The sequence below is a fragment of the Bacteroides sp. L10-4 genome (assembly GCF_013373675.1).
Lineage (GTDB): Bacteria > Bacteroidota > Bacteroidia > Bacteroidales > Bacteroidaceae > Bacteroides > Bacteroides muris.
Window position 1 is genome coordinate 1 of the sequence record NZ_JABXJH010000015.1, and the last position, 25,576, is coordinate 25,576.

Below are 25,576 nucleotides of genomic sequence, written 5' to 3' on the forward strand. Positions count from 1 at the left end.
GGATTATGTCTCGACTGACAATCTGTTCTACGCTGTCAATCGAGGCCTGGCGGGGCTGGGCAAATCCCACTTTATCAACTTCTCCAAAAGAGCCTGATATGTTCATTTATTTTTCTGAATTACTTATTATTTTAATGTGCTAATGTGGTTAATGTACTAATATGCCAATGGGCTGCGCTGTATTTACATTGTGCTGTCACGCCGCAGGTCATTGGCACATTGGCATATTAGCACATTAACATGTTTATAATTGATAAATTTCATCATAATCCAATTCCAGATGTTTGCCGATGGAAGTCACTATGATTCCTGCTCCTTGGCGGTTGGCTTCTTCTGTCAGTAGCCTGCTCATGATTGTTCCATTCTCGTCATCCAGATGGCTGATGGGTTCGTCCAGAAAGATGAAGTCGAAAGGCTGGCAGAGGCTGCGGATAAAGGCTACTCTTTGTTGCTGGCCGAAAGACAGCTTTCCGGCTTTTTCGTTTAGCTTGTCTGCAATGCCGATTGCCTCAAAAAGAGCGAGGACTTCTTTCCTCTTTTTGAAATTGGTAAGCCGGTTCTTCAGTTGTATGTTCTCGATAGCGGTCAGTTCGGGGAAGATGCGCAACTCCTGAAAAAGAATGCTGAGCGAGTGCTTTCGAATATCTGTCCAATCATTGGCAGAGAGTGAACGGATGTTACGTTCATCAAAGTTGATGATTCCTTGGTAATCGTTGCGGTAGCCGTAGATATAACTGCAAAGCGATGATTTTCCGGTACCCGAAGCGGCTTCTATAAGATAACGTTTTTCCTTGTGGAAGATAATGTCCCGATGCCATACGTCTGAGCTGACGGCATCACGGTCGGCAAACACTTTGGGTAGTGTTTGCCGCAGGTGAATACTATTCATTTATAATCTAATGTTGAATGTTAGGGATTAAGGATTAGTAAACTGCAATCTTTTAATCCTTAATTACATGCCCGTAAACTGTTTGATGAAGTCCACAATCTGTTTCAGTGCGTTGGCATTCTTGTTTTTCAGTTGCAGGGTGACGGTCGCCTTGTCCTCGTTGCCAACGGCTTCCAGGTGCGAGATATTGCCGAGCAGTGAGTAATAGGTGCTATACTCTTGTCCGCCGAATCCAACAAGCATTTTTACAACGGGCAGGTCGAGTACGGCTTCAGCATTGATGACAAAGGCTGTGCGCTTGCCTTTCAGGCCGGAAGCAAACTCCGTTTCTTTGGCAGACGGGTCAACGGTCTTGCATACATTCTTGTACAGCAGTTCGTCATTGGTAGCGTACATCTGCTTGTTGCGTATGCCGAAAAATATGTTGATAGCGCGTGATTTATAGACATATTCATTCTCATTCAGCTTCATGATGTCTTCGCCACGCTTCAGTCCCAGTTCGGACTTTTTTTCATAAAGGGTTTTCAAGGGAGCATCGTTCTTTACGCTGGCGTAGGCCAGAAAAGAAGGATTACTGTTCATGGTTACATTGATTAGACCTACGGTCAGGTCGTTATGGAAGGCACTGAACAAGTTCTTCACTTCGGCAGCTTTGGTAATGGAGAAATCGTTGCGGAACTGTTCGTTCTCTTGCAGCACATTGTAGAACTCTTCTCCATTGATACCTATACTGAACAGTGCTAGAGTAGATTTGGGGAAATATTTCAAGAACGTGTTTTCGATGGGACAGGTGCTTTTGATTTGCTTTTCGAAAAGTGCTTTCAGTTCTGCATTCTCGGTATAACTCTCTACTTTCAGTTCAATCTTTCCTTTTTCGAAAGAGAGATTTCCCAGCATCTTCATATCTTTCAGGTCGACGTTGTGGGATATTCCGTAGTTCAACGGATTGGCGTATGCACTCAGCAGGCTGGAAGGAGAGATGAGCATATTGATGTCTCCATTCTGCTTTTGCATTTTCTTGAAACCGGGGTTGCTGTTTATGCTGTTTTCTTTGGTTTGTTTCAGCAAGGCGGGAATTTCCTCTTTTACTTTTTCCAGTTGCGATGTGCCGGTATAGTTCACTACCATAACCGTGGTAGGAGTGAAGGCAAGCAGTGCACGTTTGTTGAGCCGGGCAAAATTGTAACCGTCTGCTTCTTCAATCGGACTGCTTATCTGTTCTTTCTCCGTCACCTCCAGAAGTTTCAGCAGATCATCTTCATTCTGAACCTTGGCCACCATTGTGGTATAGGGGAATGAGGGAGCGTTGAAGATATAGATTGGTGCATTGACATCCACTCCCGATTGAGTCGGGTCTTTCAATATAGCTTCCAATTGTTGGTAAGTCACCGTATTCATATCGCTTTTCAAGGCATCTGTCAGTTTTTGCAGAGCTTCTTTGTTCTCTTTGTCTTTTGCTCCAGCCTTGTCTGCCAATGATTTTAAATTGATTGCGATGACTTGTGAGGCATCGAAAGGAATCACATAGGTATATTCCGGCTTTTTAGATGAACAGGCGCTTATCGATACAATGAGTACCGTCAGTAGCGAGAAGTGTAAGAATAGATTTTTCTTCATATAGTTTTGTTTTGGTGAGTATCATTGATTTTGTAAATTAAGAATATGGCAGGTAACAAGTGCCGCTGTCTCCGTTCGTAGCCTTGATTTTCCCAAGCTGATGGAGATAAATCCGTTTTCTTCTGCCTTCCGGACTTCCTCTTCACTGAAGTCTCCTTCGGGACCGATTAGTACCAGCGCATCTTCCCCAGAATGTACGATGTCTTTCAAAAGTTGTTTCTCACCTTCATAACAGTGTGCGATGAATTTCTGACCCGAAAAGGGCTGTGTGATGAATTTGTTGAAGTCTGTCATCTCATTCAGTTGAGGCAGACGGGCTTTGAGCGACTGTTTGATAGCAGAAACCAATATTTTGGAGATGCGCTCCGTCTTGATGACTTTTCGTTCCGAGAAACGGCAGTTCAGGAATGTCAGTTCGTCAAAACCTATTTCCGTGGCTTTCTCGGCAAACCACTCTGTACGGTCCATGTTCTTGGTGGGCGCCATGGCAATGTGCAGATGACCTTTCCATAAGGGGGCTTGCGGAAGGGTTTCCAGAATATTCACCAGACAGCGCTTGTTGGTAGCCGTACTGATTTCGGCACGATAAAAGCAGCCTTTTCCATCTGTCAGCATGATTTCGTCTCCAGCCTGCAAGCGCAAGACGCGTATGGCGTGTGCGGCTTCCTCTTCGGGCAGCTCTGCGTAGACCTGTATGTCGGGAGTATAGAATACGTGCATATTACAAATTGTTTTTGAGTTGATTAATCTGGTCTCTTAGCCGTGCGGCACGTTCATAGTCTTCTTCATCGACTGCTTTTTGCAGGGCTGTTTTCAGTATGTCTATCGAGTTTTCCTGCAACAGTTCATCTTTGTCCGGTTCGCTGTCTTTTGTCGGGTCGGTGGAACCTTCGACGATTTTCAGACATTCTGCTTCAAGGATATCTTCGTAGATAAAGATAGGAGCATTCATGCGTAATGCCAAGGCAACGGCGTCGCTGGTACGCGCATCAATCCGGAGAATGGTTTCTTCGGTTTTCATATAAAGGTAAGAGTAGAATATTCCGTTGTCTACTTTATAGATAAGAATGCGCATCAGTTTTACGCCCAGCACTTCAAGAACGGAGGCGAATAGGTTATGGGTCAACGGACGGGGTGGTACGATACCTTTCATCTCAATAATCATAGCTTGCGCTTCGGTAGCACCTATGATAATCGGTAGTTGGCGTTTACCGTCCACCTCGCCCAATACCAGTGCGTATGTACCCGCTTGCGCTTGGCTGTTGGAAATATTCAGCACTTGTAGCTCTATTTTCTTCTTCTTCATACTTGTTAAGTCAACCAGATTCTCAATCTGCTTTCTCTGCTTTTTCTGGATTATGTTTATAGCGGAATACTATTCCAAACAACAAACCTATGACTAAGGCATATCCTGCAAAGATAAACCATACCGGTGTCCAGTCGCGGCTTACCAGTCCTCCGCCTTCGGCATATACCGAGAAGGCATCCACCACGGCTCCGCTGGCATAGCCTCCGATGATGGCTCCCACACCGTTTGTCATCATAAAGAACAAACCTTGTGCGCTAGCGCGGATACTGGGATGTGCCTCCATTTCTGTAAACAGTGAGCCCGATACATTGAAAAAGTCAAATGCCATACCATAGACAATCATCGAAAGAACGAGCATCCATAGTCCGCTTCCCGGGTCTCCGAGGGCAAAAAGTCCGAAACGGAATACCCATGCAAACATGCTTATTAACATAACGCGTTTGATTCCGAAATGTTTCAGGAAGAATGGGATGGCAAGGATAAACAGCGTCTCACTCATTTGCGAGATGGAAAGTAGGATGACGGAGTGTTTTACACCGAATGAATCCGCATATTCGGGTATGGAAGCAAACGAACCCAGGAAAAGGTCACCGTATGTGTTTGTTATTTGAAGAGCGGCTCCCAGCAGCATGGAGAACAAGAAGAAAATAGCCATCTTCTTGCGCTTGAACAGCACCAGTGCATCCAGCCCGAAAGCGGAGAGCATTGTTTTTCCTTCGCAGCGCATGGGGGGGCAGGCAGGAAGGGTGAAGGCGTAAAGCCCCAGCGCAGCTGCCGATATGGCTGCCACATAGAGTTGTGCCGCACTCGCCTTGAATCCGGTGAGGTCCACAGCCCACATGGCACAGATAAAACCTACTGTTCCCCATACACGGATGGGAGGGAAGTCTTTCACCAAGTCCATTTTATATCTTTCCAGTGCATTGTAGGATACAGTGTTGGCCAAGGATAACGTGGGCATATAAACAAGCATGTTGAGTAGCATGGCCCAGTACATGTGGTTGTACGTAGTGGCAGTTGAAGCATAAATCAGGGCACCGGCGCCAACCAGGTGTAGTATACCATAAAGGCGTTCGGCGTTTATCCATTTGTCAGCAACGATACCGGTCAGGCCGGGCATTATTAGTGAGGCGATGCCCATGGTTGCAAAGATTGCTCCGATTTGTCCGCCTTCAAAATGTAACGTACCGCCCATGTAACCACCTAATGAAATCAGCCATGCTCCCCAGACAAAGAATTGCAGGAATTGCATGGCAGTGAGTCGGAATTTGATGCTCATAATATTAGCTTTTTATATTTTAAATTATGTAATAGATGCAAATGTACAATGAGACAAGGAGAAAAACAAGTTCTGTACAGCTTTTTCTTCAATGAAAGAGATTAATGAGGGATGGATTTTGGTAAGGAATGTATTATAAAAAAAGAAGGGTATCTATCCCAGACACCCAATCTTTATTAACCTTAAATCTAATACCATGAAAAACACAGTGCAAATATACACGGTTTATGTTATATAACATGCTATTTTGGTGTATTTCTGCTTTTTATTAACTCTATTTAAGAAAAGTAGGCTCTGTTAGCCTGCTTTTTCCTCTATTCTACATATAGAACCAGTCCTTTCAGGTATTCCCCTTCCGGATGATAGATACTGACCGGATGGTCGGCAGGTTGCGTCAGTTGGTGCAGGATGCGTACGCTGCGGCCGGACATGGCAGCGGCTGTAAACACAGCCGTACGGAAGTTTTCTTTGCTGACGGCTTGTGAGCACGAGAATGTGAAGAGGATGCCGCCGGGCTTGATTTTCTCGAAAGCCTTGACGTTCAGTTTGCGGTAGCCTTGCAGGGCATTGCGCAGAGCATCGCGGTGCTTGGCAAAAGCAGGAGGGTCAAGAACTATCAGGTCGTATTGGTCGCCCATGCGGTCAAGGTACTTGAAGGCATCTTCTGCGTATGCGGCATGGCGGGTGTCACCCGGGAAATTCAGCTCTATATTCTTGTTGGTCAGGTCGATGGCTTTGGCGGAACTGTCCACGGAATGCACCAGTTTGGCGTCTCCGCGCATGGCATATACGGAGAAGCCGCCGGTATAGCAGAACATATTCAGTACGCTGCGGTCTTTGGCATAACGTTCCAGTAGCGAACGGTTCTCGCGTTGGTCTACGAAGAAACCGGTCTTTTGGCCTTTCAACCAGTCGATGTGGAACTTCAGACCGTACTCCATGGCTACATTGTCTGTGCTGCCGCCTTTCAAGAAACCGTTCTCCGGATAGAGGTCGGCTTTGAAGGGAAGGGTCGTTTCCGATTTGTAATAGATATTGTCTATCTGGTTGCCCATCACTTCGGTAAGGGCATCGGCAATGGCCATGCGGTCGAGGTGCATGCCGGCAGAATGTGCCTGCATCACTGCAGTACGGGCATAAATGTCGATAACCAGCCCCGGCAGGTTGTCTCCCTCCCCGTGCACCAGGCGATAGGTGTTGTTTGTCGGGTTTCCGGCTATGCCGATACTGCGGCGCATGTCGTATGCTATGCTGAGTTTACGTTTCCAGAAGTCCGCATTGATTTCTTCTTCTTGACGGAAGGTCAGTATGCGTACGGCGATACTGCCAATCTGAAAATGCCCTTTGGCTATGAATTCCTTTTTGGACGTATAGATTTCAACTACTTCACCTTCTTCGGGTTCTCCGTCGAAATGTGCGATGGCACCGGAAAACACCCACGGATGAAAACGCTTCAATGACTCTTCTTTCTTGGGTTTAAGGTATACTTTGTACATTGGTACATTCATCAATTATACATTATTATTTTCTATTTCAAAATCTCCTGTCTGTTTCAGTTCTTGCAGTTTGTTGTAGATGTTGAGACATGCCCAAGCATCGGTGGCTGCATACAGTTTCTGCGGTTCGGTCAGGTTTTCGGCTTCCCAATTGGAAAGGCGCTGGCTTTTCGAAATCTTTTCCCCGAAAAGGATGGCATATATCTTTTGCAGGCTTTTATCCTGGATACCAAAAGTGCGGACATATTCTTGTAATTCAATGCAGGCACGCTGTTCGAAAGGCGCCCGCTTGTGCAGCATCATGAAGTCATCCCGCAAGGAAAGGCCTACTTTCGTTACATTTGGGTTTTCCAGCAATGTGATGACCGGTAATGTCAGTCCCGTGAGATTGAGGCGAAACAGAAAGCAATGTTCTTCTGAAGAAATTTGTAGCAGGGCTACCTTGTGGACATGACCTTTTGTGAACGACGGGCGGGTCTCACTGTCTATGCCCAGTAGCGGGCAGGACTTCAGATAAGAGACCGCTTTTTCCGCTTCCCAGGGTGTTTGTACGACATGTATTTGTCCCGGAAAGGCGGCTTTGGGCAAATCTTTCACTGTTTCTTTATCTATTGTTCTTTTGATAACCATAATTTAATATTCAAAGTCGGCGGTTTCTTCCTCTTCATCCTCATCTTGCGCATACTTCACCTCGTGCAGGGCACGCAGGGTGTTGACAAGTTTTTGTCCCCAATGGAGGCGGAAGTTTTCCTGGCAGATGGCAAGCGAATCGTTCATCGTCTCGTTGAAACCCAGTTGGAATACGAAGATGAAGTCTTTGATGTCCTGATATATATCGGCCAAATCTTCGGAAATATTCCTGGTGATGGGCTGGTCACTATACTTCATGTCAGATACGAACACGTCCAGATAGTCATCTTTCTCGGCCAGAATATTGGCGAGGTTCATGCGGAGTACCTCATAGGTCTCTTCAGTGACGAATGTTTCCGGTGCCTCATCTCCTATGGTTTCGCACTCGGGCAGCATGGAGGCCTTCAGGTAGAGCAGCGGAAGTATTTTTAAGGATGTATCGACGAATGTAGAGCGTTTCACCCCTTCCGCTTGTTCCAGAAACTTGCAAAACTCGGCGGCTACGGTCACAAACTCTACAACATTCCGATCGAATATCACTTGGCTTTCTTTTTTCATATCTTCTTGATTTGAAACGCAAAGATAGCGCAAACCGAAAGTAGAAGCAAATTAATTGGCAGGATTATTCTTTTTTCACTACATGATATTCTGTTCCTCTTGTCTTCCGGTAACTGTTATTCAAGGTACCTCCCTTTGGGGTATCGACATAGGCAAACTGAATTCATACAGCCAATTACGCATCAGGTCAACGTCGTCACCCAACTCGTTGCCCAGTCTTGATATGGTGAATGAGGGATGATTGTTCATGTAGTCAAGGGGCATATAGGCTTCGTTCTGCAAGAAGTCATTCAGGCAATGGTTGTCTGGTCGGGTAGGGTAGACTTGTACCTGTTTGAGATAGGCGTGTGGGGGTGCTTCGATATAGAAGTTGCCTGGATTGTTGTTCCTGTTGATTAGTGTGCCGTCAGTTTAGGCGTGTGAGCTTTGGATTTCGGCTGGTACAAAGCTGGGTGAATTGTCAATGCGTATCTTTATATGATGGTTGCCGGGGCCAAGGTCGGCAGGCTATAGCAGTAAGGTCGGGAATTTCAACATATTTACCATCTAGATGAGAATTTCTATATCTTGTGATTTGTCTCTTATCTATATGATGAACTTGTAGTGGCTGTGACAATGTCGAAGTATACGATTACATGTTTAGTCGAAGGCAAAAGTTATCCAACTGACGTGTGCTATGCAGAATTGATTTGCGGCATGACCCGCACGACTGTGATGCGGCAGATTTGTCGTCTTTGTGAGTAGAATGTGTTGGTGAACAAAGGGTTGCATAAACAGCCGGTTTACTTTTTGAAGGGAAAAGAGTAGATTGATGTGTATAGGGCATGCACGGATTGCGTCATGTAAGCAAAATCTGCCTGCATGCTTGCATGAGGCCTGTTTGCGTGGTGCAATCTGCTGTAAATTAGTGTGCTATGTCATTTTATGCAAGTATGTAAGTAAAACATGCGATAAAACTACAGTTGCAGATTAGGAATGCCTATAATCGGCATGAGAGAAATTAAAGCATGAAAACAACGCGGCAGAAGGATAGTTTTTATTATTTTTGCAATCGATTCTCAATAGTTATCTAAAAAATATGGCAAAGAAAAATTCAACAACTAAAGATACGGAACTGTCACTCTCATTTTTCGAGAAAGTGTCAACGTTATTAAAAAGTGAAACCGTTCATTTTGTTATAGGTTTGGTACTTGTAATTTTTTCGGTTTATTTGTTGCTTGCTTTCACGTCGTTCTTTTTCACGGGGGCGGCAGACCAGAGCATCATTGACGGAGGCAGTGCACAGGAGCTGATTTCCACAAACAATGGGGTGAAGAACTACGCCGGTAGCCGCGGTGCACAGTTGGCCAGCTATCTGATAAATGATTGTTTTGGTGTATCGTCTTTCTTGATTCTTGTCTTCTTGGCTGTGGCGGGGCTGAAGTTGATGCGGGTGCGTGTGGTGCGCTTGTGGAAGTGGTTCGTCGGCTGTTCGTTGATGCTGGTGTGGTTCTCGGTATTTTTCGGTTTTGTGTTTGTAGGCCTGTACAAGGACTCTTTCCTCTATCTGGGCGGTATGCACGGATATAATGTCAGCAATTGGCTTGTGTCTCAAGTCGGTGCACCGGGAGTCTGGCTGCTACTGTTAGTGACTGCCATCTGCTTCTTGATTTATTTGAGTACGCGTACTATAATCTGGTTGCGCAGATTGTTCAGCCTCAGCTTCTTGAAGCGGAAAGAAAAGGCTGAAAGCGCGCCGGGTGAAACGCCGGAAGAGTTCAAGACCTCTTGGGGTGCAAAGGAACACACGAGTGCTCCGGCTTCGGAAGTTGTAGAGGCGGAAAAAGAATTTGAGAAGGAGGAGGATGCTGCCACGGAGAAAGAAGAGATTGAACCGTTGCATGAAATTACCCTTGACTTGGGCGGGAATGGTGAAAGAACGAAGTCAACCAAATTTGCCGATGAAGATGTCACTATGACTTTTGAAACTCCTGTATCGGAGCCGATGCCACCTCTTCGAGAACAGCCGGTAGAGAAGGAGCCGGCATTCCAGGTTGAAAAGGCCGAAGAGGAGGAGTATGTAGGTGCGGAGAAGGAACCATACAATCCCCGTCTGGATTTGGAAAACTACCATTACCCCACAATAGACTTGATGAAGCATTACGATGACAATGGCCCGACCATTGACATGGCAGAGCAAAATGCGAATAAGGATAAGATCATCAATACGTTGCGCAGTTTTGGTATAGAAATCAGCACCATCAAGGCTACAGTAGGTCCTACGGTGACACTGTATGAAATCACTCCCGAGCAGGGTGTCCGCATTTCGAAGATACGCGGTCTGGAAGATGATATTGCCCTCAGCCTTTCGGCACTCGGCATCCGTATCATTGCTCCCATTCCGGGAAAAGGTACGATTGGTATCGAAGTGCCCAATTCCAATCCGAAGATTGTATCTGGTCAGAGCATTATCGGTAGCAAGAAGTTCCAGGAGTCTACTTACGACTTGCCTGTCGCACTAGGTAAGACCATTACCAACGAAGTGTTTATGGTGGATTTGTGCAAGATGCCGCACATGCTTGTTGCCGGTGCCACCGGGCAGGGTAAGTCGGTGGGATTGAATGCAATCATCACCTCTTTATTATATAAAAAACATCCGGCAGAGCTGAAGTTTGTGCTGGTAGACCCCAAGAAGGTGGAATTCAGTATATACTCCGTGATTGAACATCATTTTCTTGCCAAATTGCCCGATGGGGGAGACGCTATCATAACGGACGTCACGAAGGTAGTGCAGACCTTGAACTCCATTTGTGTGGAGATGGATACCCGCTATGATTTGCTGAAAGCTGCTCATGTGCGCAATGTCAAGGAGTACAACGAGAAGTTCATTAGCCGTCATCTGAATCCGGAAAAGGGACATAAGTTCATGCCTTACATCGTAGTCGTTATCGATGAGTTCGGTGACTTGATTATGACAGCCGGCAAAGATGTGGAACTGCCCATCGCCCGTATTGCTCAGTTGGCGCGTGCCGTAGGTATACACATGATTATCGCTACACAGCGACCGACGACGAACATCATTACGGGTACGATTAAAGCCAACTTTCCGGCACGTGTCGCTTTCCGTGTATCGGCAATGGTCGATTCGCGTACCATCCTTGACCGTCCGGGAGCCAACCAGCTGATAGGACGCGGTGATATGTTATTCCTGCAAGGAGCTGACCCGGTGCGTGTGCAGTGTGCTTTTATCGATACCCCCGAAGTGGCGGAGATTACGAAGTTCATCGCCCGTCAACAGGGGTACCCCACTGCTTTCTATCTGCCCGAATATGTGGATGAAAATGCAGGAGGTGATTTGGGGGATGTGGATATGGGACGTCTTGATCCTTTGTTCGAGGACGCAGCTCGTCTGATTATTATTCATCAGCAAGGCTCCACATCGCTCATCCAGCGTAAGTTTGCTATCGGTTACAACCGTGCCGGACGTATCATGGACCAGTTGGAGAAAGCGGGAATTGTGGGACCGGCGCAAGGCAGCAAGCCACGCGAGGTGTTCTGTATAGATGAGAACGACTTGGAAATGCGACTGAACAATCTGCAATAGGAGGACGTTTTTTGAAAAGGGGACTAAAAGCTGATTCCCTTTATATTCTAAAATGAATAATCTAAAATATGAATATGTGGAAAATCTATAAACTACTGTTGGGTATATATATGCTTGCGTTTGCCTTGCCTGCCTGGACACAGCAACCGGATGCAAAAGATATACTGGACTGTACTGCTGAGGCGTTCAAGAATGCAGGAGGAATCAAAATTACTTTTACAGCCCAAGCGCCCGAAGGTTCTTCGACCGGTGTTATTCGTCTGAAAGGAGATAAATTTTTATTGGAAACGGATGGAGTGACAACGTGGTTTGACGGACATACGCAATGGAGCTATCTTAGTTCCAGCGATGAAGTGAATGTTTCTGAGCCTACGGCTGAAGAGTTGCAGAGTGTTAATCCTTATGCATTGTTGTCGCTTTATAAACAAGGCTACAACTTGAAGTTGGGGAAGGTGGACAATCCTCGGTTCAGCTCGCTCTATAAAGTTGTCTTGACAGCCACGGGACGGAAGCAGGACTTGCAATGCATCATTCTGTATGTGACGAAAGATACGTATCGTCCCGAGCGTGTCAGTATGGTGCAACGGGGGGGGGATACAGTGGTTATTATTGTCGATTCCTATCAGACCGGGGAGGATTATCCGGATACCCTTTTCGTGTTTGATAAAAAGGCATACCCTGCTGCTGAGGTAATTGACCTGCGATAAATAGTAAATAGTCAAATAGTAAATAAAATAATGATGGAAACAGAAAAAGTAAAATGTCTGATTATCGGTTCAGGGCCTGCCGGATATACTGCCGCTATCTATGCAGGTCGTGCCAATCTTTCACCAGTGCTTTATGCAGGATTGCAGCCTGGTGGCCAGTTAACAACCACCACTGATGTGGAGAACTTTCCCGGTTATCCCCAGGGTATCGGTGGTCCTGAACTGATGGAAGACTTGCGGAAGCAGGCGGAACGTTTCGGTGCAGATTTGCGCTATGGAGTGGCTACTGCCGCTGACCTTACTGAAGCACCTTACAAGATTACGATTGATGATGAAAAAGTAATTGAAACCGAAACACTGATTATCGCTACGGGTGCCACCGCTAAGTATCTAGGGTTGGAGGACGAAAAGAAATATGCAGGAATGGGTGTCAGCGCTTGCGCCACTTGTGACGGTTTCTTCTACCGCAAGAAAACGGTAGCTGTTGTAGGTGGTGGAGATACTGCCTGCGAGGAAGCTGTTTACCTTGCTGGATTGGCTGCCAAGGTTTATCTGATAGTCCGCAAACCTTATCTGCGCGCGTCCAAGATTATGCAGGAGCGTGTGATGAAGCATGACAAGATTGAAGTACTGTTTGAACATAACGCGGTAGGCCTGTTTGGAGAGAACGGTGTGGAAGGCGTACACTTGGTACAGCGTATGGGGGAGCCGGATGAGAAACGTTATGATGTAGCTATCGACGGTTTTTTCCTGGCTATCGGTCATAATCCCAACTCGGACATTTTCAAGCCTTATATAGATACGGACGAAGTAGGTTACATAGTTACCGAGCCGGGAACACCGCGTACGAAAGTGCCGGGAGTTTTTGCTGCCGGAGATGTGGCCGATTCTCACTATCGTCAGGCCATTACAGCTGCCGGAACAGGTTGTCAGGCGGCAATTGAGGCAGAAAGGTATCTTTCAGCAAGAGGACTGATTTAAGATTAGAGATTGTTAGGGATTAAGAGCTGGTTTGAGTAGCTATTATATAGGGGTCAGATAATCTTAATCCCTGATTTTAAATCTTCTAATACACTTCTATCTCATCTATGTACATATCCGATGGGATTATTTCATCCGGTGTATCTTTTACCAAATATGGCAGGTGGTAAAAGCTGACAAATGGTCTGGATGCCGTAGTAGAAACCGTTGGGTTGTGAAGTAATCAATGCCACTGGCAGTGCAGAGAGTTTGTATTCTTCTTTGGACATACCTTTTGTGGTGGTGATGGATAGAACTGGTATTTTCTGGACTGCCGATGCGTAAGGATATGCCGGAAATATTCTGATACGTGTTAAGGTAATAAAGGGGGAGGATGAAGATACAATTAACGTGTGGGGGTATCAATTGTTATCCGATTTTGCTGATTTTCTTCAGCTTCTCTTCGTCTATGATTTTGATTTTACGTCCGTCGATGGTGATTAATCGTTCTGTGGCAAACTGTGACAAAGTACGTATAGCGTTGGAAGTGGTCATGTTTGACAAATTTGCCAAGTCTTCACGTGAGAGATAGATACTCAAGGTGGAACCGTCTTCTTCCAGACCATAACTTTCTTTGAGGAACAGCAAGGATTCTGCCAACCTTCCGCGGATGTGTTTCTGAGTCAGGTTCACGGTACGTTCATCGGCAATGCCCAAATCAACGGACAATTGTTTGATGAAGAACATGGCAAGATCATTGTTTTGTGTGAGCAGAGTCATTAAAGCAGTCATAGGTATCTGGCAAACAAGAGACGGCTCGAATGCGGATGCTGCCGTGACATAGTCTGTTTTTGCAAAATATGGGCGATAACCGAAATATTCGACAGGTTTAATCATACGGATAATCTGGCTTCTTCCGCCGACTCCGTCTTTATAGATTTTTACCTTTCCACTCAGCAGACACATCAAGTACGTAGGGGTCTCGCCTTCGCAATGGATGACTTCGTTCTTTTTGTAGTTCTGGAGTGTGAAGTGGTTGGCGAGGAACTCCCGTTGTTCGTCATTCAGGGGAGACCATATATCTGCAATCAACTCCGGAACATTAATATCAGATAAGTTTACTTTTACCATAACTGCTGCAAAACTGTGTTATACAGCACAAATGTAAAAAGAAAAAATTAAATATTGCACAAATATGACAAAAAGATGTCGTAGGGAGGGAGATAAAGGAGAATTTGGGGGATTTACGATTGAAGTTTGTATTGTTAAACAACTGCTCATTAACAAGTAAGTTTATGTTTACGGAAGTAACTTCAATCGTAAATCGTCAAATTGTAAATCCCCTTTTACTTCGTGAACAACAGCTCCCTATACTTCGGAAGTGGCCAGATTTCATCATCAATTTCCATCTCTAGGTGGTCGATGTGGTCACGGATGCTTTCTAGATAAGGGCGTACGGTTTCTTCGTAAGCGAAAGCCTTGTCTTTGTAATTATCCATGTGGTTGGCTACTTTGCGGGCTTCGGTCATTTCGCGTACTTGCACCTTGATGGCGGTTACGCGCTTGGATATTTCGCGTACAAGTTCTTTCCGGTCGGCGCTGAGGACTTCGTATTCTTCGGGAGAGAAGGCCTCGCGCAGACCACGGAGATTTTCCAACAGGCGGTTTTGGTAGATAACGGCAGTCGGCACAATGTGGTTGATGGCAAGATCGCCTAGTACGCGGCTTTCTATCTGTACTTTCATGGTGTATTTCTCCAATTCCACTTCCAGACGGCAGGCAAGCTCCGTTTCGTTGAAGATACGTTCACCGATGAGGACGGAGCGTGATTGGTTGTCCATGTAGTGCATCAGGGCTTCAGGAACGTGGCAGATATTGGTCAGCCCACGGCGGGCGGCTTCCTGCTTCCATTGTTCGGAGTAGCCGTCACCTTCAAAGCGGATAGGCTCGGAGGCGATGATGGTCTCTTTCATAATGCGGAAGATGGCTTCATCCTTGCCGACTCCCTCTTCCATCAGCTTATCGACGGAGACTTTGAATTCGTTCAACTGGTTTGCCATAGCTGCATTGATGGCAATCATGGCAGCGGCACAGTTGGCGGATGAACCTGCGGCACGGAATTCAAAGCGGTTGCCGGTAAAGGCGAATGGGGAGGTACGGTTACGGTCGGTGGTATCCAGTAATATTTCAGGAATACGTCCGATGCCCAATTTCAATGTCGTTTTCTCTTCCGATGTCATCTTGCTATTACTTATCTGGCGGGCTATTTCGTCGAGGATGGAAGAAAGCTGTTTGCCTAGGAAGATGGACAGAATGGCGGGCGGTGCTTCGTTGGCTCCCAGACGATGGCTGTTTCCGGCACTCATGATGGAGGCACGTAGCAGGTTTTGGTTTTTGTATACCATCATCAGTACGTTTACCAGAAAGGTGAGGAACAGCATGTTACCTTTCGGATTCTTGCCTGGTGCAAATAGGTTGATACCCGTATCGGTGCAAAGCGACCAGTTGTTGTGCTTGCCCGAGCCGTTCACGCCGTTGTAGGGTTTCTCGTGAAGCAGTACGGCAAAGTGATGCTTGCGGGCAATGCGTTTCATCAAATCCATCACAAGCTGGTTGTGGTCGTTGGCAAGGTTGGCATTCTCAAAGATAGGCGCCAGTTCAAATTGGTTGGGAGCTACTTCGTTATGACGTGTCTTGACCGGGATACCCAGTTTGTGACATTCTATTTCCAGTTCTTTCATGAAGGCTGTGACGCGTGGCGGGATGGAGCCAAAATAGTGGTCCTCCAGTTGTTGGTCTTTAGCCGAAGAGTGTCCCATCAGGGTGCGTCCGGTTAAGCAAAGGTCTGGGCGGGCATTGTACAGTGCCGAGTCGACGAGGAAATACTCTTGTTCCCAACCTAAATTGGTGAAGACACGTGTGATATTCTTGTCGAACAGTTGGCATACGTCTGTCGCTGCCTTGTCTACGGCTGCCAAGGCTTTGAGCAATGGAGTCTTATAGTCGAGTGCTTCGCCGGTATAAGAGATGAAGATGGTGGGGATACAGAGCGTGGTATCTACCACAAAAGCGGGTGAAGAAACGTCCCAAGCCGTATATCCACGTGCCTCGAATGTGTTTCTGATACCTCCGTTGGGGAAAGAGGAGGCATCCGGTTCCTGCTGGATGAGCAGTTTGCCGGAAAAACGTTCAATTACTTCTGTTCCTTCGCCGAATTCGATGAAGCCGTCATGCTTTTCGGCTGTTCCGTCTGTCAGAGGTTGGAACCAGTGCGTGTAGTGGGTGACGTTGAGGGACTTTGCCCAACTTTTCATGCCGTTGGCAATCAGGTCTGCCATTTCGCGGTTGATGGGGGTACCTTTTTCGATGGCGTCGGTCACGGCTTTGTAGGCTTCACGGGGCAGGTATTCCTGCATTTTTTTACGATCGAAGACATGGCTGCCGTAGTAGTCGGACAGTTTGTTTGAAGGGGTAGTTACTTCAAGAGGTTGCCGATTGGCAAGTTCTTGAAGAGCAAAAAATCGCATTTTTGACATATAAGTCTTTCCTTTTATTGGTTGTTTGGCGCAAAAATACATGTTTTTTTTGAAACACCCCCTCTTTTTTGGGGGGTGTTGTTGAAAATATTAGTGTTTTTTGAGAATGTACCCCTTTAAAAAAAGAAAACCAGCTTGTGTGAAAAGAATAGCCCGAAGATTGTGTTCGTCTCATGTTTCAATCAGTAACCTTCGTGTATTACGATTAGTAATACCTACAACTCGGTATACATGGTGCCGATTTTATGATTCTTCGCACCTGCTCTGATTTCTTTAACTCCTAACGAAGGGAATTGAAGTGGAACTCTCTAATTTCTCTGGATGAAAGAGTTGTACGCCATTTTTCTTCTTTATGAAACATGTTTTTGCATTACACAAATTCTTCCGTATATTTGTTCCGGTTCAAAAAAGAGAGATTGCGGTTGAAACGTTTATTGTTTATATGGGTTGGGATTTGCTTCTTGTTTTCTTTCATACAGAAGGCAGGGGCGGAGCGTATATCTTATCCGGTTGACAAACATGTGAGTTCGGCAGACTCCATCATGGAGAAAGTCATCTTCTTTGCTCCTTTTTATGAACGTATTATTGAGAGTTATAAAGCTGAACTTTACATAAAAGGCTGGGTGAACATTCGTAAGAAGAATCATATTCTTCGCTATATCCCTTCCATGTTCCGGCCCAAGAAAGGGGTGCGGGAATATATGATGGAAACTTATAGCGATTTACATTTTACAGCTCCTGACATCTATGACCAAAAGGTAAAGGCAAGTGTCGGCACAGCTTCCGAGTTTTGGGAACTGGACGGACGATTGCCTGAATATTTCCATGTCAACATCTATTCTTCTACTTTATTATATGATAAACTGATTTCTCCCTTAGCTCCCAATGCCAGGAAATATTATATCTACCGGATTGATACGGTGATGGGCGAGAGGCATGCCCTTCAGTATAAAATCCGCTTTATGCCCAAAAGTAAGAGCTTTCAGTTGGTGGGCGGTTATCTGATAGTGAGTGACAACGTGTGGAGTGTGCGTGAGATGCGCTTTTCCGGACGCAATGAGATGGTAAGGTTCAACAACCTGGTGAAAATGGGAAATGTGGGAGACTCGGACGAGTTCCTGCCATTGCAGTATGACGTGGAGGCGACATTCCGTTTTTTGGGAAATGTGGTAGATGGTACTTATGAAGCTGTACTCGATTATAAGAATATCATTCAGAAGGCTCCCGGCAGTGACATAAGAAAGTCGGCATGGAAGAGCAAGTATGATTTGTCCGATTCGTACACGTTGCGTACGGATACAAACGCTTTTCGGCGTGATACCGCCTACTTTAAAACTTTACGTCCCGTTCCGTTAACCCCGCATGAGGAGACTCTGTATCAGGATTTTTTCTTACGTCGGGATACACTCGTCCGGAAAAAGAAATCGGTCAATAAGAATCTGGAATTCTGGGGACAGATTGGCGATGCTCTGATTAGTCGTTATACGGTAGACTTGGATAAATTGGGGAGCGTGCGTTGTTCACCGTTAATTAATCCGTTTCTTTTGAGCTATAGCGGTACACATGGAATTTCGTATCGGCAAGAATTCAAGTACAACCGTATTTTCAAGGGCGACCGCCTGCTACGCGTTGTTCCCCGGATAGGTTATAACTTTAGAGAGAAGGAATTTTACTGGAGGGTGAGGTCTGACTTCGATTATTGGCCTCGTAAGCGTGCGGCGTTTCATCTGGAATTTGGTAATGGAAACCGGATTTATAGTAGTGATGTGCTGGATGACCTGAAAGCTATCCCTGACAGTATTTTTGATTTCAACCAGATACATTTGGACTATTTCAAGGACTTGTATCTGAATCTGCGCCATAGCTGGGAGCTAGTGAACGGCTTGTCGCTGGAAGTCGGCATATCCATGCATAGACGTACAGAAGTGAACCGTTCCAGATTTGAGCTTAACTATCCGAGTATGCCATCAGTAAAATCAGCGACAAACGTAGGTTCCGGCGGCTCGTCATTCTTTCCGAATTTCGACCCGAATATCCTGAACAAGTTTCGCCATACTTATAATAGTTTTGCCCCCCGTGTTCGTCTGTCCTGGACTCCAGGACAATATTATTATATGAACGGTGACCGCAAGGTAAATCTTCATTCCAAGTATCCTTCCATTTCGGTGGATTGGGAGAGGGGAATCAGCGGGGTGTTGCAGAGTAGTGGTTCATACGAACGTGTGGAGATTGATTTGCAGCATCAGATTTCTTTGGGACTGATGCGCGATATTTATTGGCGCTTTGGCTGGGGAGAGTTCACCAATCAGAAAGAGCTATACTTTGTGGACTTTGCCAATTTGCGGCGTTCCAATCTTCCTATGGGCTGGAATGATGATATTGGCGGGGTGTTCCAGTTGCTTGACGGACGATGGTACAACTCTTCCCGCAGATATATCCGCGGACATCTTGCCTATGAAGCGCCTTTCCTTCTGCTCCGCCATCTGGTGAAATATACCCAGTATGTATTGAATGAACGTCTGTATCTGAATGTACTGGTAGTACCTCACTTGAAGCCTTATCTGGAAGTGGGTTATGGTATTGGTACCCATGTCTTTGACTTTGGCTTATTTGCCAGCTTTGCCAACTGGAAGTATCAGGAAATAGGTTGCAAATTCACCTTCGAACTGTTTAACAAATAGCAATGTGGTAATGTGCCAATTAGTATATTGGCACATTATCACATTAATCAATTGTCAATTATCGTTTCTTTCGTACCTTTGCTGCAAATTACTTGTAACTATGGGTATAGTGATAGGAATAGATGTGGGTGGAAGTACCACGAAAATCGTTGGAATCAATGAGGGGCAGATACAGTCTCCAATGTTTATTACGGCAACCGATCCGGTGACTTCCTTGTTTGGAGCATTCGGCAAGTATATTTATGACAATGGCATACAGTTGTCCGATGTGGAGCAGGTGATGCTGACAGGAGTAGGAAGCGCATTTGTCGACAGTCCTTTATACGGATTGCCTACCCGCAAAACGGATGAGTTTATTGCCAATGGCTTGGGAGCCAGGCATGCGACGGAGATAGACCAACTGATTGTGGTCAGTATGGGTACCGGTACTTCTTTTGTGAAAATAGACAGAGATAAGATACAGCATATTGGTGGTTTGGGAATTGGTGGAGGTACCTTGCAGGGATTGTCGAGGCTGCTACTGAAAACCCATGACATCCATCAGGTGTCCGAGTTGGCAGAGAAAGGGGATGTGACCCGTATCAACTTGCAAATAGGTGACATTTGTAATGTTGCTTTGCCTGACTTACCCGTAAGCGCCACCGCCTCCCTTTTCGGAAAGGCGGATAGTAATGCTTCCCAAGAAGATATTGCTTGCGGCATCATCTGTACTGTACTTCAAACCATTGGAGGAGCTGCTGTACTGTCAGCTTTGAACAGTCCTATTAAGGATTTTGTTCTGATAGGAAATCTTACCCAACTGCCCCAGTGCCGGGAGGTATTTTCTAAAATGAATGATATCTATCATGTACATTTCCATATACCGCCCTATGCTGAATATAGAACAGCGATAGGAGCGGCATTGGCATACGTAAAAGAAAGGCAAGGATAGTGGTTACTTCTTGCCTGCCTTCTTCATATAGCTGTTTATCAAAGTGCAGGCTGGAGTGACCACCGTACCATGGTCAAATCCCTCCATCTGATAGAGGGTGGATTTTTGTCCCAATGCTTTGAGAAGAGCATGCAAATGGGCATTTTCTTCATAGCGTGCCAGCATCTCCAACTCTTTGTCGCCAGTGATAAGTATCATGGGTGAAGCGTCTTTTCTTACGTTATTGGAAGGAGCATATTTGTCTATAATCGGAGTGTCGGAAGGCAGCCCGCGTTCTTTGCGGATGGTATAATGGGTAGTGGTCTGTCCGCTGATGGGGAAAGCACCTGCCAGGCTGTTGGCGTCAATATTCCACTTTGCCAGGTAACTCTTGTCCAGATTGAGTATTAGACAGAGATAACCACCGGCTGAATGACCGGCTATGTATATTTTGTCTTTATCTCCTCCGAATTCTTCTATATTCTCGAAAGTCCAAGCAACGGCCTCTGCGGCATCTTCCGTGTAGGCAGGATTTTGCGCACGCGGACTGAGTCGGTAGTTTACGGCTATCACGGCGTAGCCTTGCCCCAGGAATTCCTTCGGAAAATGTTTTTCTCCGGCTTCCAGTCCTCCACCGTGGAACCAGACAAGGGTGGCAAATCCTTTTTTATCAGTAGGATAATAGAGGTCGAGTTTGCAACGCTCCAGCTTATAACTGTCCTTTTCGCCGGGATGAAGATAGGAAATGTTCTTTTGTGTACGGTAGTTGTTGTCCGTTGCCTGATTTTGGCTATAACATAATAATGTATAGCAAATGATGGAAATGCATGCGATTATTTTTTTCATGATAAATTATTGAAATTATGTATAAATGAAACGATGCAAAGGTACTATTTTTTTGTTCTTTAATTGATTATTCCACTGCTGTTTTGAGTACTTTTTGTTTTGTAGTTCAAGAAAATACTTCTATCTTTGCGGCCGATTTACAATGAGTCAACATAAAGTCTCACTTAATTAACGAGTTAAACAATTTATTTATTAATGGAAAATTTAAAGAATGTAGCTCCTATTGAAGACTTCAATTGGGATGCTTATGAGAACGGCGAATCAGTAGCCAGTGCAAGCCACGAAGAACTGGAAAAGGCGTATGACAATACGTTGAATAAGGTTAACGACCGCGAGGTAGTTGACGGAACCGTAATTGCAATGAACAAGCGTGAAGTAGTTGTGAATATCGGTTACAAATCAGACGGTATCATTCCGATGAGTGAATTCCGTTACAACCCTGAGCTTAAGATTGGTGATACTGTTGAAGTATACATCGAAAATCAGGAAGACAAAAAAGGACAGCTCGTACTGTCTCACCGTAAAGCTCGTGCTACCCGTTCTTGGGATCGCGTAAACGCTGCTTTGGAAAACGAAGAAATTATCAAGGGTTACATCAAATGTCGCACAAAGGGTGGTATGATTGTGGACGTATTCGGCATCGAAGCTTTCTTGCCGGGTTCTCAAATCGACGTGAAGCCTATCCGCGATTACGATGTATTCGTTGGCAAAACTATGGAATTTAAGGTTGTTAAAATCAATCAGGAATTCAAGAACGTGGTTGTTTCTCACAAGGCTCTTATCGAAGCTGAACTGGAACAACAGAAGAAGGAAATCATCGGTAAACTCGAAAAAGGACAAGTCCTCGAAGGTACCGTTAAAAATATCACTTCCTATGGTGTATTTATTGACCTGGGTGGCGTAGACGGTTTGATTCACATCACAGATCTTTCTTGGGGCCGTGTCAGCGATCCGAAAGAAGTGGTTGAACTCGACCAGAAACTCAACGTTGTTATCCTTGACTTCGATGATGAGAAGAAGCGCATTGCTCTTGGCTTGAAACAACTCACTCCGCATCCTTGGGATGCCTTGGATGGTAATCTGAAGGTGGGTGATCATGTAAATGGTAAAGTAGTTGTTATGGCTGACTATGGTGCATTCATCGAAATTGCTGCCGGTGTTGAAGGTCTGATTCACGTATCTGAAATGTCTTGGTCACAGCACTTGCGTTCTGCACAAGACTTCATGAAGGTAGGTGATGAAGTGGAAGCAGTAGTCCTGACTCTGGACCGCGAAGAACGTAAGATGTCTTTGGGTATCAAGCAGCTGAAGTCTGATCCTTGGGAAACTATCGAAGAGAAGTATCCTATCGGCAGCAAGCACACTGCAAAAGTTCGCAACTTCACTAACTTCGGTGTATTTGTTGAAATCGAAGAAGGCGTTGACGGCTTGATTCACATTTCTGATTTGTCTTGGACGAAGAAGGTTAAACATCCGTCTGAATTCACTCAGATTGGTGCTGATATTGACGTGCAGGTATTGGAAATCGACAAGGAAAACCGCCGCTTGAGCCTCGGTCACAAGCAGCTCGAAGAAAATCCCTGGGATGTATTTGAAACAGTATTTACAGTAGGTTCTGTACACGAAGGTACTATCATCGAAATGTTGGATAAGGGTGCTGTTGTAGCTCTGCCTTATGGTGTAGAAGGTTTCGCTACTCCGAAACACCTCGTTAAGGAAGACGGCTCACAGGCTCAGTTGGACGAGAAACTTGAGTTCAAGGTAATCGAGTTCAATAAGGACGCTAAGCGTATCATCCTTTCTCACAGCCGTATCTTCGAAGATGCTGCAAAGGCAGAAGAAAGAGCTGAAAAGAAGGCTGCTGCCAAGAAGTCAGCCAATAAGAGAGAAGACGTTGCTCCTGCCATCCAAAATCAGGCTGCATCTACTACTCTGGGTGACATTGACGCTTTGGCTGCTTTGAAAGAGCAGATGGAAGCTGGAAAGAAGTAACTATTATTAAACTATAAATTAAGAGTAGGGCACTTATATTACAAGTGTCCTTTCTTTTTATAAATCTTTATTTATGATGGAAAATATGTTCAAAAGTGCGGGGAAGACGGTATTGTTCGCTTGCCTGTCATTGATGTTACTGACTGCATGCAGTCAGAAGTCTAAATTGAAGATGGCCATAGAAATTGCCAACAAGCAGTGTCCGATGAGTATGGGGACGGCTGGCGAGGTGTCAAGCATTGTTTTTGACGGAACTAATGTGGTATATTCTATGTTGATGAACGAAGATTATGCGGATTTTGAGGCTTGGGAAAAGCATCCGGATGTCATGAAGTCAACTACAATCGCCATGTTCAGTAATCCTAAAGACAATATCAGGAAACTGTTGGAAATGGTGGTTGATACTAAATCCGGGATGAAATTCGTTTATAAAGGGAATGCTACCGGGAAAGAGGCAGAGTGTCTGTTGGATACAAAGGACTTGGAAAATATCCTGAATCAGAAGGTTTCGAAGGAAGAAAGCGAACAGAAGAAACTGGAGGAACTTGTGAAGGCTACCAATATTTCTTGTCCTATGAGGGTAGACGAAGTCACCGTGCTTGAGAAACTGGTGATAGAGGTGGAGAATGTGGTCTATACTTATACTATAGATGAGAACTCTATGGATATAGCTTCCTTGAAAGGAAATGAGGAGCAGATGAAACAAAATGTCAAGGGGTCCTTGAATGTGTCAGAGCCGGCATTGAAAGTATTCTTGGAGGCATGTGTGAAGAATAACAAAGGTCTGGTTTATCGCTATGTGGGGGATGTTTCCGGTGATAGTACGGAGTTTATGTTCAGTGTTGCTGAGATAACAATGCTCTTGAAATAGAGGATATTTTTTTGCATATAATACGCACTGTAAGAAATGCGCTGAGCTTTTTATACGTAAATATGGAGGAGAGGATTGAGAAAACTGTCGGTTTTGCAATCCTCTTTTTCGTGTTTGTGCGGATAAATCGCTATATTTGTCACATTATGGAAAAATTTGAGTTACATGTTCTTGGTTGCGGTTCCGCTTTACCCACAACGCGTCATTTCCCTACGTCTCAAATCGTGAATGTGCGCGACAAGCTGTTTATGATTGATTGTGGGGAAGGAGCGCAGTTGCAGTTCCGTAAATCGCATCTGAAGTTTTCACGTTTGAATCATATCTTTATCTCCCATTTACATGGAGACCATTGTTTTGGCTTATTGGGGTTGGTTTCCACACTTAATCTTTTAGGACGTACAGCCGAGCTGCATATCCATTCTCCCAAAGGACTGAGAGATTTGCTGGTGCCTATGTTGGAATTTTTTAATAAACAGATGACGTACCAAGTTCTTTTCCATGAGTTTGATGCTAAAGAACCGATACAGATTTATGAAGACCGTTCGTTGACGGTTACTACCATTCCCTTACGCCATCGTATGCCATGCTGTGGCTTTTTGTTTGCAGAGAAGCAGCGTCCTAACCATATCATCCGTGAAATGATAGACTTTTATCAGGTGCCGGTATATGAGTTGAACCGCATTAAGAATGGAGCCGATTATGTAACTCCGGAGGGAGAAATTATAGCAAATGCCCGTTTGACGCGTCCTTCTGAATCTCCCCGCAGTTATGCATATTGTTCGGATACAATTTATTTGCCTTCTATTGTAGAGCAGATAAAAGGAGTTGACTTGTTATTTCACGAGGCTACTTTTGCTGATGAAGATGCGCCGCGTGCCAAGGAGACATTCCATACCACAGCCACGCAGGCTGCATGGATAGCCAGGGAGGCAGGAGCAAAAAAATTGATGATAGGACATTTTTCTGCCCGTTATGAGAATGAAAATGTTCTGTTGAAAGAAGCTGTTGCCATCTTTCCGGACACACAGCTTGCTAAAGAGACACTTTGTGTATCGGTATGAATTAAACTTTTTGTATCTTTGGCAGTCTAAAAAATAAATGCGAATAGAAAAACATATGACCCCTTCCTATAATGAACGCGAAGTGTTGGCTCTTCTACAAGACGAAAGCACACAAAAGCGGGGATTTGAGATGATTGTTGCCCAATATAGCGAGCAGCTGTATTGGCAGATTCGTCGTATAGTCCTCTCTCATGAAGATGCCAATGATTTACTTCAGAATACTTTCATTAAAGCATGGATTAATATAGATTATTTCAGGGCAGAGGCTAAACTCTCTACCTGGCTCTATCGCATAGCCTTGAATGAATGCCTCACTTTTCTGAACAAACAACGGGCTGCTTCCACAGTCTCTTTGGATGACCCCGAGGCAGATGCACTTCAAAAGCTTGAAAGTGATCCTTACTTCTCCGGTGATAAAGCAGAGATGGCTTTGCAAAAAGCCTTGCTTGCCTTGCCGGAAAAACAACGTATGGTGTTTAACCTGAAGTATTACCAGGAAATGAAATACGAAGAGATGTCCGATATATTTGGTACTTCCGTAGGTGCCTTGAAGGCTTCCTATCACCATGCCGTGAAGAAAATAGAAAAGTTTTTGGGTGAGGAGTATTAAACCTTTGCCACAAAACAATGTCTAATTAAACAGAAAGGATA

Annotated in this window: 21 protein-coding genes and 1 pseudogene; 10 read left to right on the top strand and 12 right to left on the bottom strand. The window is 45.1% G+C overall.

The genetic code is table 11. The annotated features are described in order from the left end of the window. Window positions 1–244: 244 nt before the first annotated feature. From HU824_RS06805 to HU824_RS06840, 8 genes are all read right to left on the bottom strand, one after another. A complete protein-coding gene (locus tag HU824_RS06805) occupies window positions 245–889 on the bottom strand; it encodes an ATP-binding cassette domain-containing protein (RefSeq protein WP_176468438.1) in 645 nt (214 codons plus the stop codon). A 63-nt stretch (window positions 890–952) separates the two neighbouring features. Continuing rightward, window positions 953–2,506 carry a DUF4836 family protein gene (locus tag HU824_RS06810; RefSeq protein ID WP_176468439.1) on the bottom strand — a complete coding sequence of 518 codons (1,554 nt, stop codon included), beginning with the start codon at window positions 2,504–2,506 and terminating at the stop codon, window positions 953–955. A 21-nt stretch (window positions 2,507–2,527) separates the two neighbouring features. Continuing rightward, complete coding sequence (locus HU824_RS06815) at window positions 2,528–3,226, bottom strand: 16S rRNA (uracil(1498)-N(3))-methyltransferase (RefSeq protein WP_176468440.1); 699 nt, start codon at window positions 3,224–3,226, stop codon at window positions 2,528–2,530. 1 nt (window position 3,227) lies between these two features. Further along, a complete protein-coding gene (locus HU824_RS06820; protein WP_176468441.1) occupies window positions 3,228–3,812 on the bottom strand; it encodes a bifunctional nuclease family protein in 585 nt (194 codons plus the stop codon). 22 nt (window positions 3,813–3,834) lie between these two features. Continuing rightward, complete coding sequence (locus HU824_RS06825; RefSeq protein WP_176468442.1) at window positions 3,835–5,094, bottom strand: nucleoside permease; 1,260 nt, start codon at window positions 5,092–5,094, stop codon at window positions 3,835–3,837. Between the two features lie 314 nt (window positions 5,095–5,408). Continuing rightward, window positions 5,409–6,590 carry a class I SAM-dependent rRNA methyltransferase gene (locus HU824_RS06830; protein WP_176468481.1) on the bottom strand — a complete coding sequence of 394 codons (1,182 nt, stop codon included), beginning with the start codon at window positions 6,588–6,590 and terminating at the stop codon, window positions 5,409–5,411. Between the two features lie 15 nt (window positions 6,591–6,605). Continuing rightward, window positions 6,606–7,220 carry a 3'-5' exonuclease gene (locus HU824_RS06835; protein WP_136010494.1) on the bottom strand — a complete coding sequence of 205 codons (615 nt, stop codon included), beginning with the start codon at window positions 7,218–7,220 and terminating at the stop codon, window positions 6,606–6,608. A 3-nt stretch (window positions 7,221–7,223) separates the two neighbouring features. After that, a complete protein-coding gene (locus tag HU824_RS06840) occupies window positions 7,224–7,778 on the bottom strand; it encodes a DUF5063 domain-containing protein (RefSeq protein WP_136010493.1) in 555 nt (184 codons plus the stop codon). Window positions 7,779–8,015: 237 nt separating this feature from the next. On the opposite strand from HU824_RS06840, the gene HU824_RS06845 reads away from it, so the two are divergent. From HU824_RS06845 to trxB, 4 genes are all read left to right on the top strand, one after another. Beyond that, window positions 8,016–8,177: a hypothetical protein gene (locus HU824_RS06845; RefSeq protein WP_168354328.1), complete on the top strand. Its 162-nt coding sequence runs from the start codon at window positions 8,016–8,018 to the stop codon at window positions 8,175–8,177. A 679-nt stretch (window positions 8,178–8,856) separates the two neighbouring features. Beyond that, window positions 8,857–11,361 carry a DNA translocase FtsK gene (locus HU824_RS06850; protein ID WP_176468443.1) on the top strand — a complete coding sequence of 835 codons (2,505 nt, stop codon included), beginning with the start codon at window positions 8,857–8,859 and terminating at the stop codon, window positions 11,359–11,361. Window positions 11,362–11,435: 74 nt separating this feature from the next. Then, window positions 11,436–12,068, top strand: a complete 633-nt coding sequence (locus HU824_RS06855) for a LolA-like putative outer membrane lipoprotein chaperone (RefSeq protein ID WP_176468444.1) — start codon at window positions 11,436–11,438, stop codon at window positions 12,066–12,068. A 33-nt stretch (window positions 12,069–12,101) separates the two neighbouring features. Next, window positions 12,102–13,049 (top strand): thioredoxin-disulfide reductase, encoded by a 948-nt coding sequence (gene trxB / locus HU824_RS06860; RefSeq protein WP_136010498.1) that lies wholly within the window; start codon window positions 12,102–12,104, stop codon window positions 13,047–13,049. A 143-nt stretch (window positions 13,050–13,192) separates the two neighbouring features. Here the strand turns inward: trxB and HU824_RS06865 are convergent. From HU824_RS06865 to HU824_RS06875, 3 genes and pseudogenes are all read right to left on the bottom strand, one after another. Then, window positions 13,193–13,351 (bottom strand): annotated as a pseudogene (locus HU824_RS06865) (glycoside hydrolase family 20 zincin-like fold domain-containing protein); the annotation flags it as partial. Between the two features lie 106 nt (window positions 13,352–13,457). After that, window positions 13,458–14,159, bottom strand: a complete 702-nt coding sequence (locus tag HU824_RS06870) for a Crp/Fnr family transcriptional regulator (protein ID WP_136010490.1) — start codon at window positions 14,157–14,159, stop codon at window positions 13,458–13,460. Between the two features lie 215 nt (window positions 14,160–14,374). Then, window positions 14,375–16,564 (bottom strand): glutamine synthetase III, encoded by a 2,190-nt coding sequence (locus HU824_RS06875; RefSeq protein ID WP_136010489.1) that lies wholly within the window; start codon window positions 16,562–16,564, stop codon window positions 14,375–14,377. 359 nt (window positions 16,565–16,923) lie between these two features. Between HU824_RS06875 and HU824_RS06880 the strand changes: the two genes are divergently transcribed. Both HU824_RS06880 and coaW read left to right on the top strand, forming a co-directional pair. Continuing rightward, window positions 16,924–19,245 (top strand): DUF5686 family protein, encoded by a 2,322-nt coding sequence (locus tag HU824_RS06880; protein WP_176468446.1) that lies wholly within the window; start codon window positions 16,924–16,926, stop codon window positions 19,243–19,245. Between the two features lie 100 nt (window positions 19,246–19,345). Continuing rightward, window positions 19,346–20,176: a type II pantothenate kinase gene (coaW, locus tag HU824_RS06885; RefSeq protein ID WP_176468447.1), complete on the top strand. Its 831-nt coding sequence runs from the start codon at window positions 19,346–19,348 to the stop codon at window positions 20,174–20,176. A gap of 3 nt (window positions 20,177–20,179) precedes the next feature. On the opposite strand, the gene HU824_RS06890 is transcribed toward coaW, so the two are convergent. Beyond that, window positions 20,180–21,001, bottom strand: coding sequence for an alpha/beta hydrolase (locus HU824_RS06890; protein ID WP_176468448.1), 822 nt, complete (start codon window positions 20,999–21,001; stop codon window positions 20,180–20,182). A gap of 195 nt (window positions 21,002–21,196) precedes the next feature. Between HU824_RS06890 and rpsA the strand changes: the two genes are divergently transcribed. From rpsA to HU824_RS06910, 4 genes are all read left to right on the top strand, one after another. Then, window positions 21,197–22,993 (top strand): 30S ribosomal protein S1, encoded by a 1,797-nt coding sequence (gene rpsA, locus HU824_RS06895; protein WP_136010485.1) that lies wholly within the window; start codon window positions 21,197–21,199, stop codon window positions 22,991–22,993. Between the two features lie 73 nt (window positions 22,994–23,066). Continuing rightward, window positions 23,067–23,864 (top strand): hypothetical protein, encoded by a 798-nt coding sequence (locus tag HU824_RS06900; protein ID WP_255260482.1) that lies wholly within the window; start codon window positions 23,067–23,069, stop codon window positions 23,862–23,864. A gap of 146 nt (window positions 23,865–24,010) precedes the next feature. Beyond that, a complete protein-coding gene (locus HU824_RS06905; RefSeq protein ID WP_176468449.1) occupies window positions 24,011–24,925 on the top strand; it encodes a ribonuclease Z in 915 nt (304 codons plus the stop codon). 55 nt (window positions 24,926–24,980) lie between these two features. Beyond that, on the top strand, window positions 24,981–25,535 hold the full coding sequence (locus HU824_RS06910) for an RNA polymerase sigma factor (protein ID WP_136010483.1): 555 nt from the start codon (window positions 24,981–24,983) through the stop codon (window positions 25,533–25,535). Window positions 25,536–25,576 lie beyond the last annotated feature (41 nt).

Coding starts and splice junctions, on each gene's coding strand:
- HU824_RS06830 (WP_176468481.1), bottom strand. CDS start 6,590: ATGTACAAAGTATACCTTAAACCCAAGAAAGAAGAGTCATTGAAGCGT.
- HU824_RS06870 (WP_136010490.1), bottom strand. CDS start 14,159: ATGGTAAAAGTAAACTTATCTGATATTAATGTTCCGGAGTTGATTGCA.
- HU824_RS06820 (WP_176468441.1), bottom strand. CDS start 3,812: ATGAAGAAGAAGAAAATAGAGCTACAAGTGCTGAATATTTCCAACAGC.
- HU824_RS06905 (WP_176468449.1), top strand. CDS start 24,011: ATGGAAAAATTTGAGTTACATGTTCTTGGTTGCGGTTCCGCTTTACCC.
- HU824_RS06805 (WP_176468438.1), bottom strand. CDS start 889: ATGAATAGTATTCACCTGCGGCAAACACTACCCAAAGTGTTTGCCGAC.
- HU824_RS06850 (WP_176468443.1), top strand. CDS start 8,857: ATGGCAAAGAAAAATTCAACAACTAAAGATACGGAACTGTCACTCTCA.
- rpsA (WP_136010485.1), top strand. CDS start 21,197: ATGGAAAATTTAAAGAATGTAGCTCCTATTGAAGACTTCAATTGGGAT.
- trxB (WP_136010498.1), top strand. CDS start 12,102: ATGGAAACAGAAAAAGTAAAATGTCTGATTATCGGTTCAGGGCCTGCC.
- coaW (WP_176468447.1), top strand. CDS start 19,346: ATGGGTATAGTGATAGGAATAGATGTGGGTGGAAGTACCACGAAAATC.
- HU824_RS06880 (WP_176468446.1), top strand. CDS start 16,924: ATGTTTTTGCATTACACAAATTCTTCCGTATATTTGTTCCGGTTCAAA.
- HU824_RS06890 (WP_176468448.1), bottom strand. CDS start 21,001: ATGAAAAAAATAATCGCATGCATTTCCATCATTTGCTATACATTATTA.
- HU824_RS06855 (WP_176468444.1), top strand. CDS start 11,436: ATGTGGAAAATCTATAAACTACTGTTGGGTATATATATGCTTGCGTTT.
- HU824_RS06900 (WP_255260482.1), top strand. CDS start 23,067: ATGATGGAAAATATGTTCAAAAGTGCGGGGAAGACGGTATTGTTCGCT.
- HU824_RS06810 (WP_176468439.1), bottom strand. CDS start 2,506: ATGAAGAAAAATCTATTCTTACACTTCTCGCTACTGACGGTACTCATT.
- HU824_RS06845 (WP_168354328.1), top strand. CDS start 8,016: ATGATTGTTCATGTAGTCAAGGGGCATATAGGCTTCGTTCTGCAAGAA.
- HU824_RS06840 (WP_136010493.1), bottom strand. CDS start 7,778: ATGAAAAAAGAAAGCCAAGTGATATTCGATCGGAATGTTGTAGAGTTT.
- HU824_RS06910 (WP_136010483.1), top strand. CDS start 24,981: ATGACCCCTTCCTATAATGAACGCGAAGTGTTGGCTCTTCTACAAGAC.
- HU824_RS06815 (WP_176468440.1), bottom strand. CDS start 3,226: ATGCACGTATTCTATACTCCCGACATACAGGTCTACGCAGAGCTGCCC.
- HU824_RS06825 (WP_176468442.1), bottom strand. CDS start 5,094: ATGAGCATCAAATTCCGACTCACTGCCATGCAATTCCTGCAATTCTTT.
- HU824_RS06835 (WP_136010494.1), bottom strand. CDS start 7,220: ATGGTTATCAAAAGAACAATAGATAAAGAAACAGTGAAAGATTTGCCC.
- HU824_RS06875 (WP_136010489.1), bottom strand. CDS start 16,564: ATGTCAAAAATGCGATTTTTTGCTCTTCAAGAACTTGCCAATCGGCAA.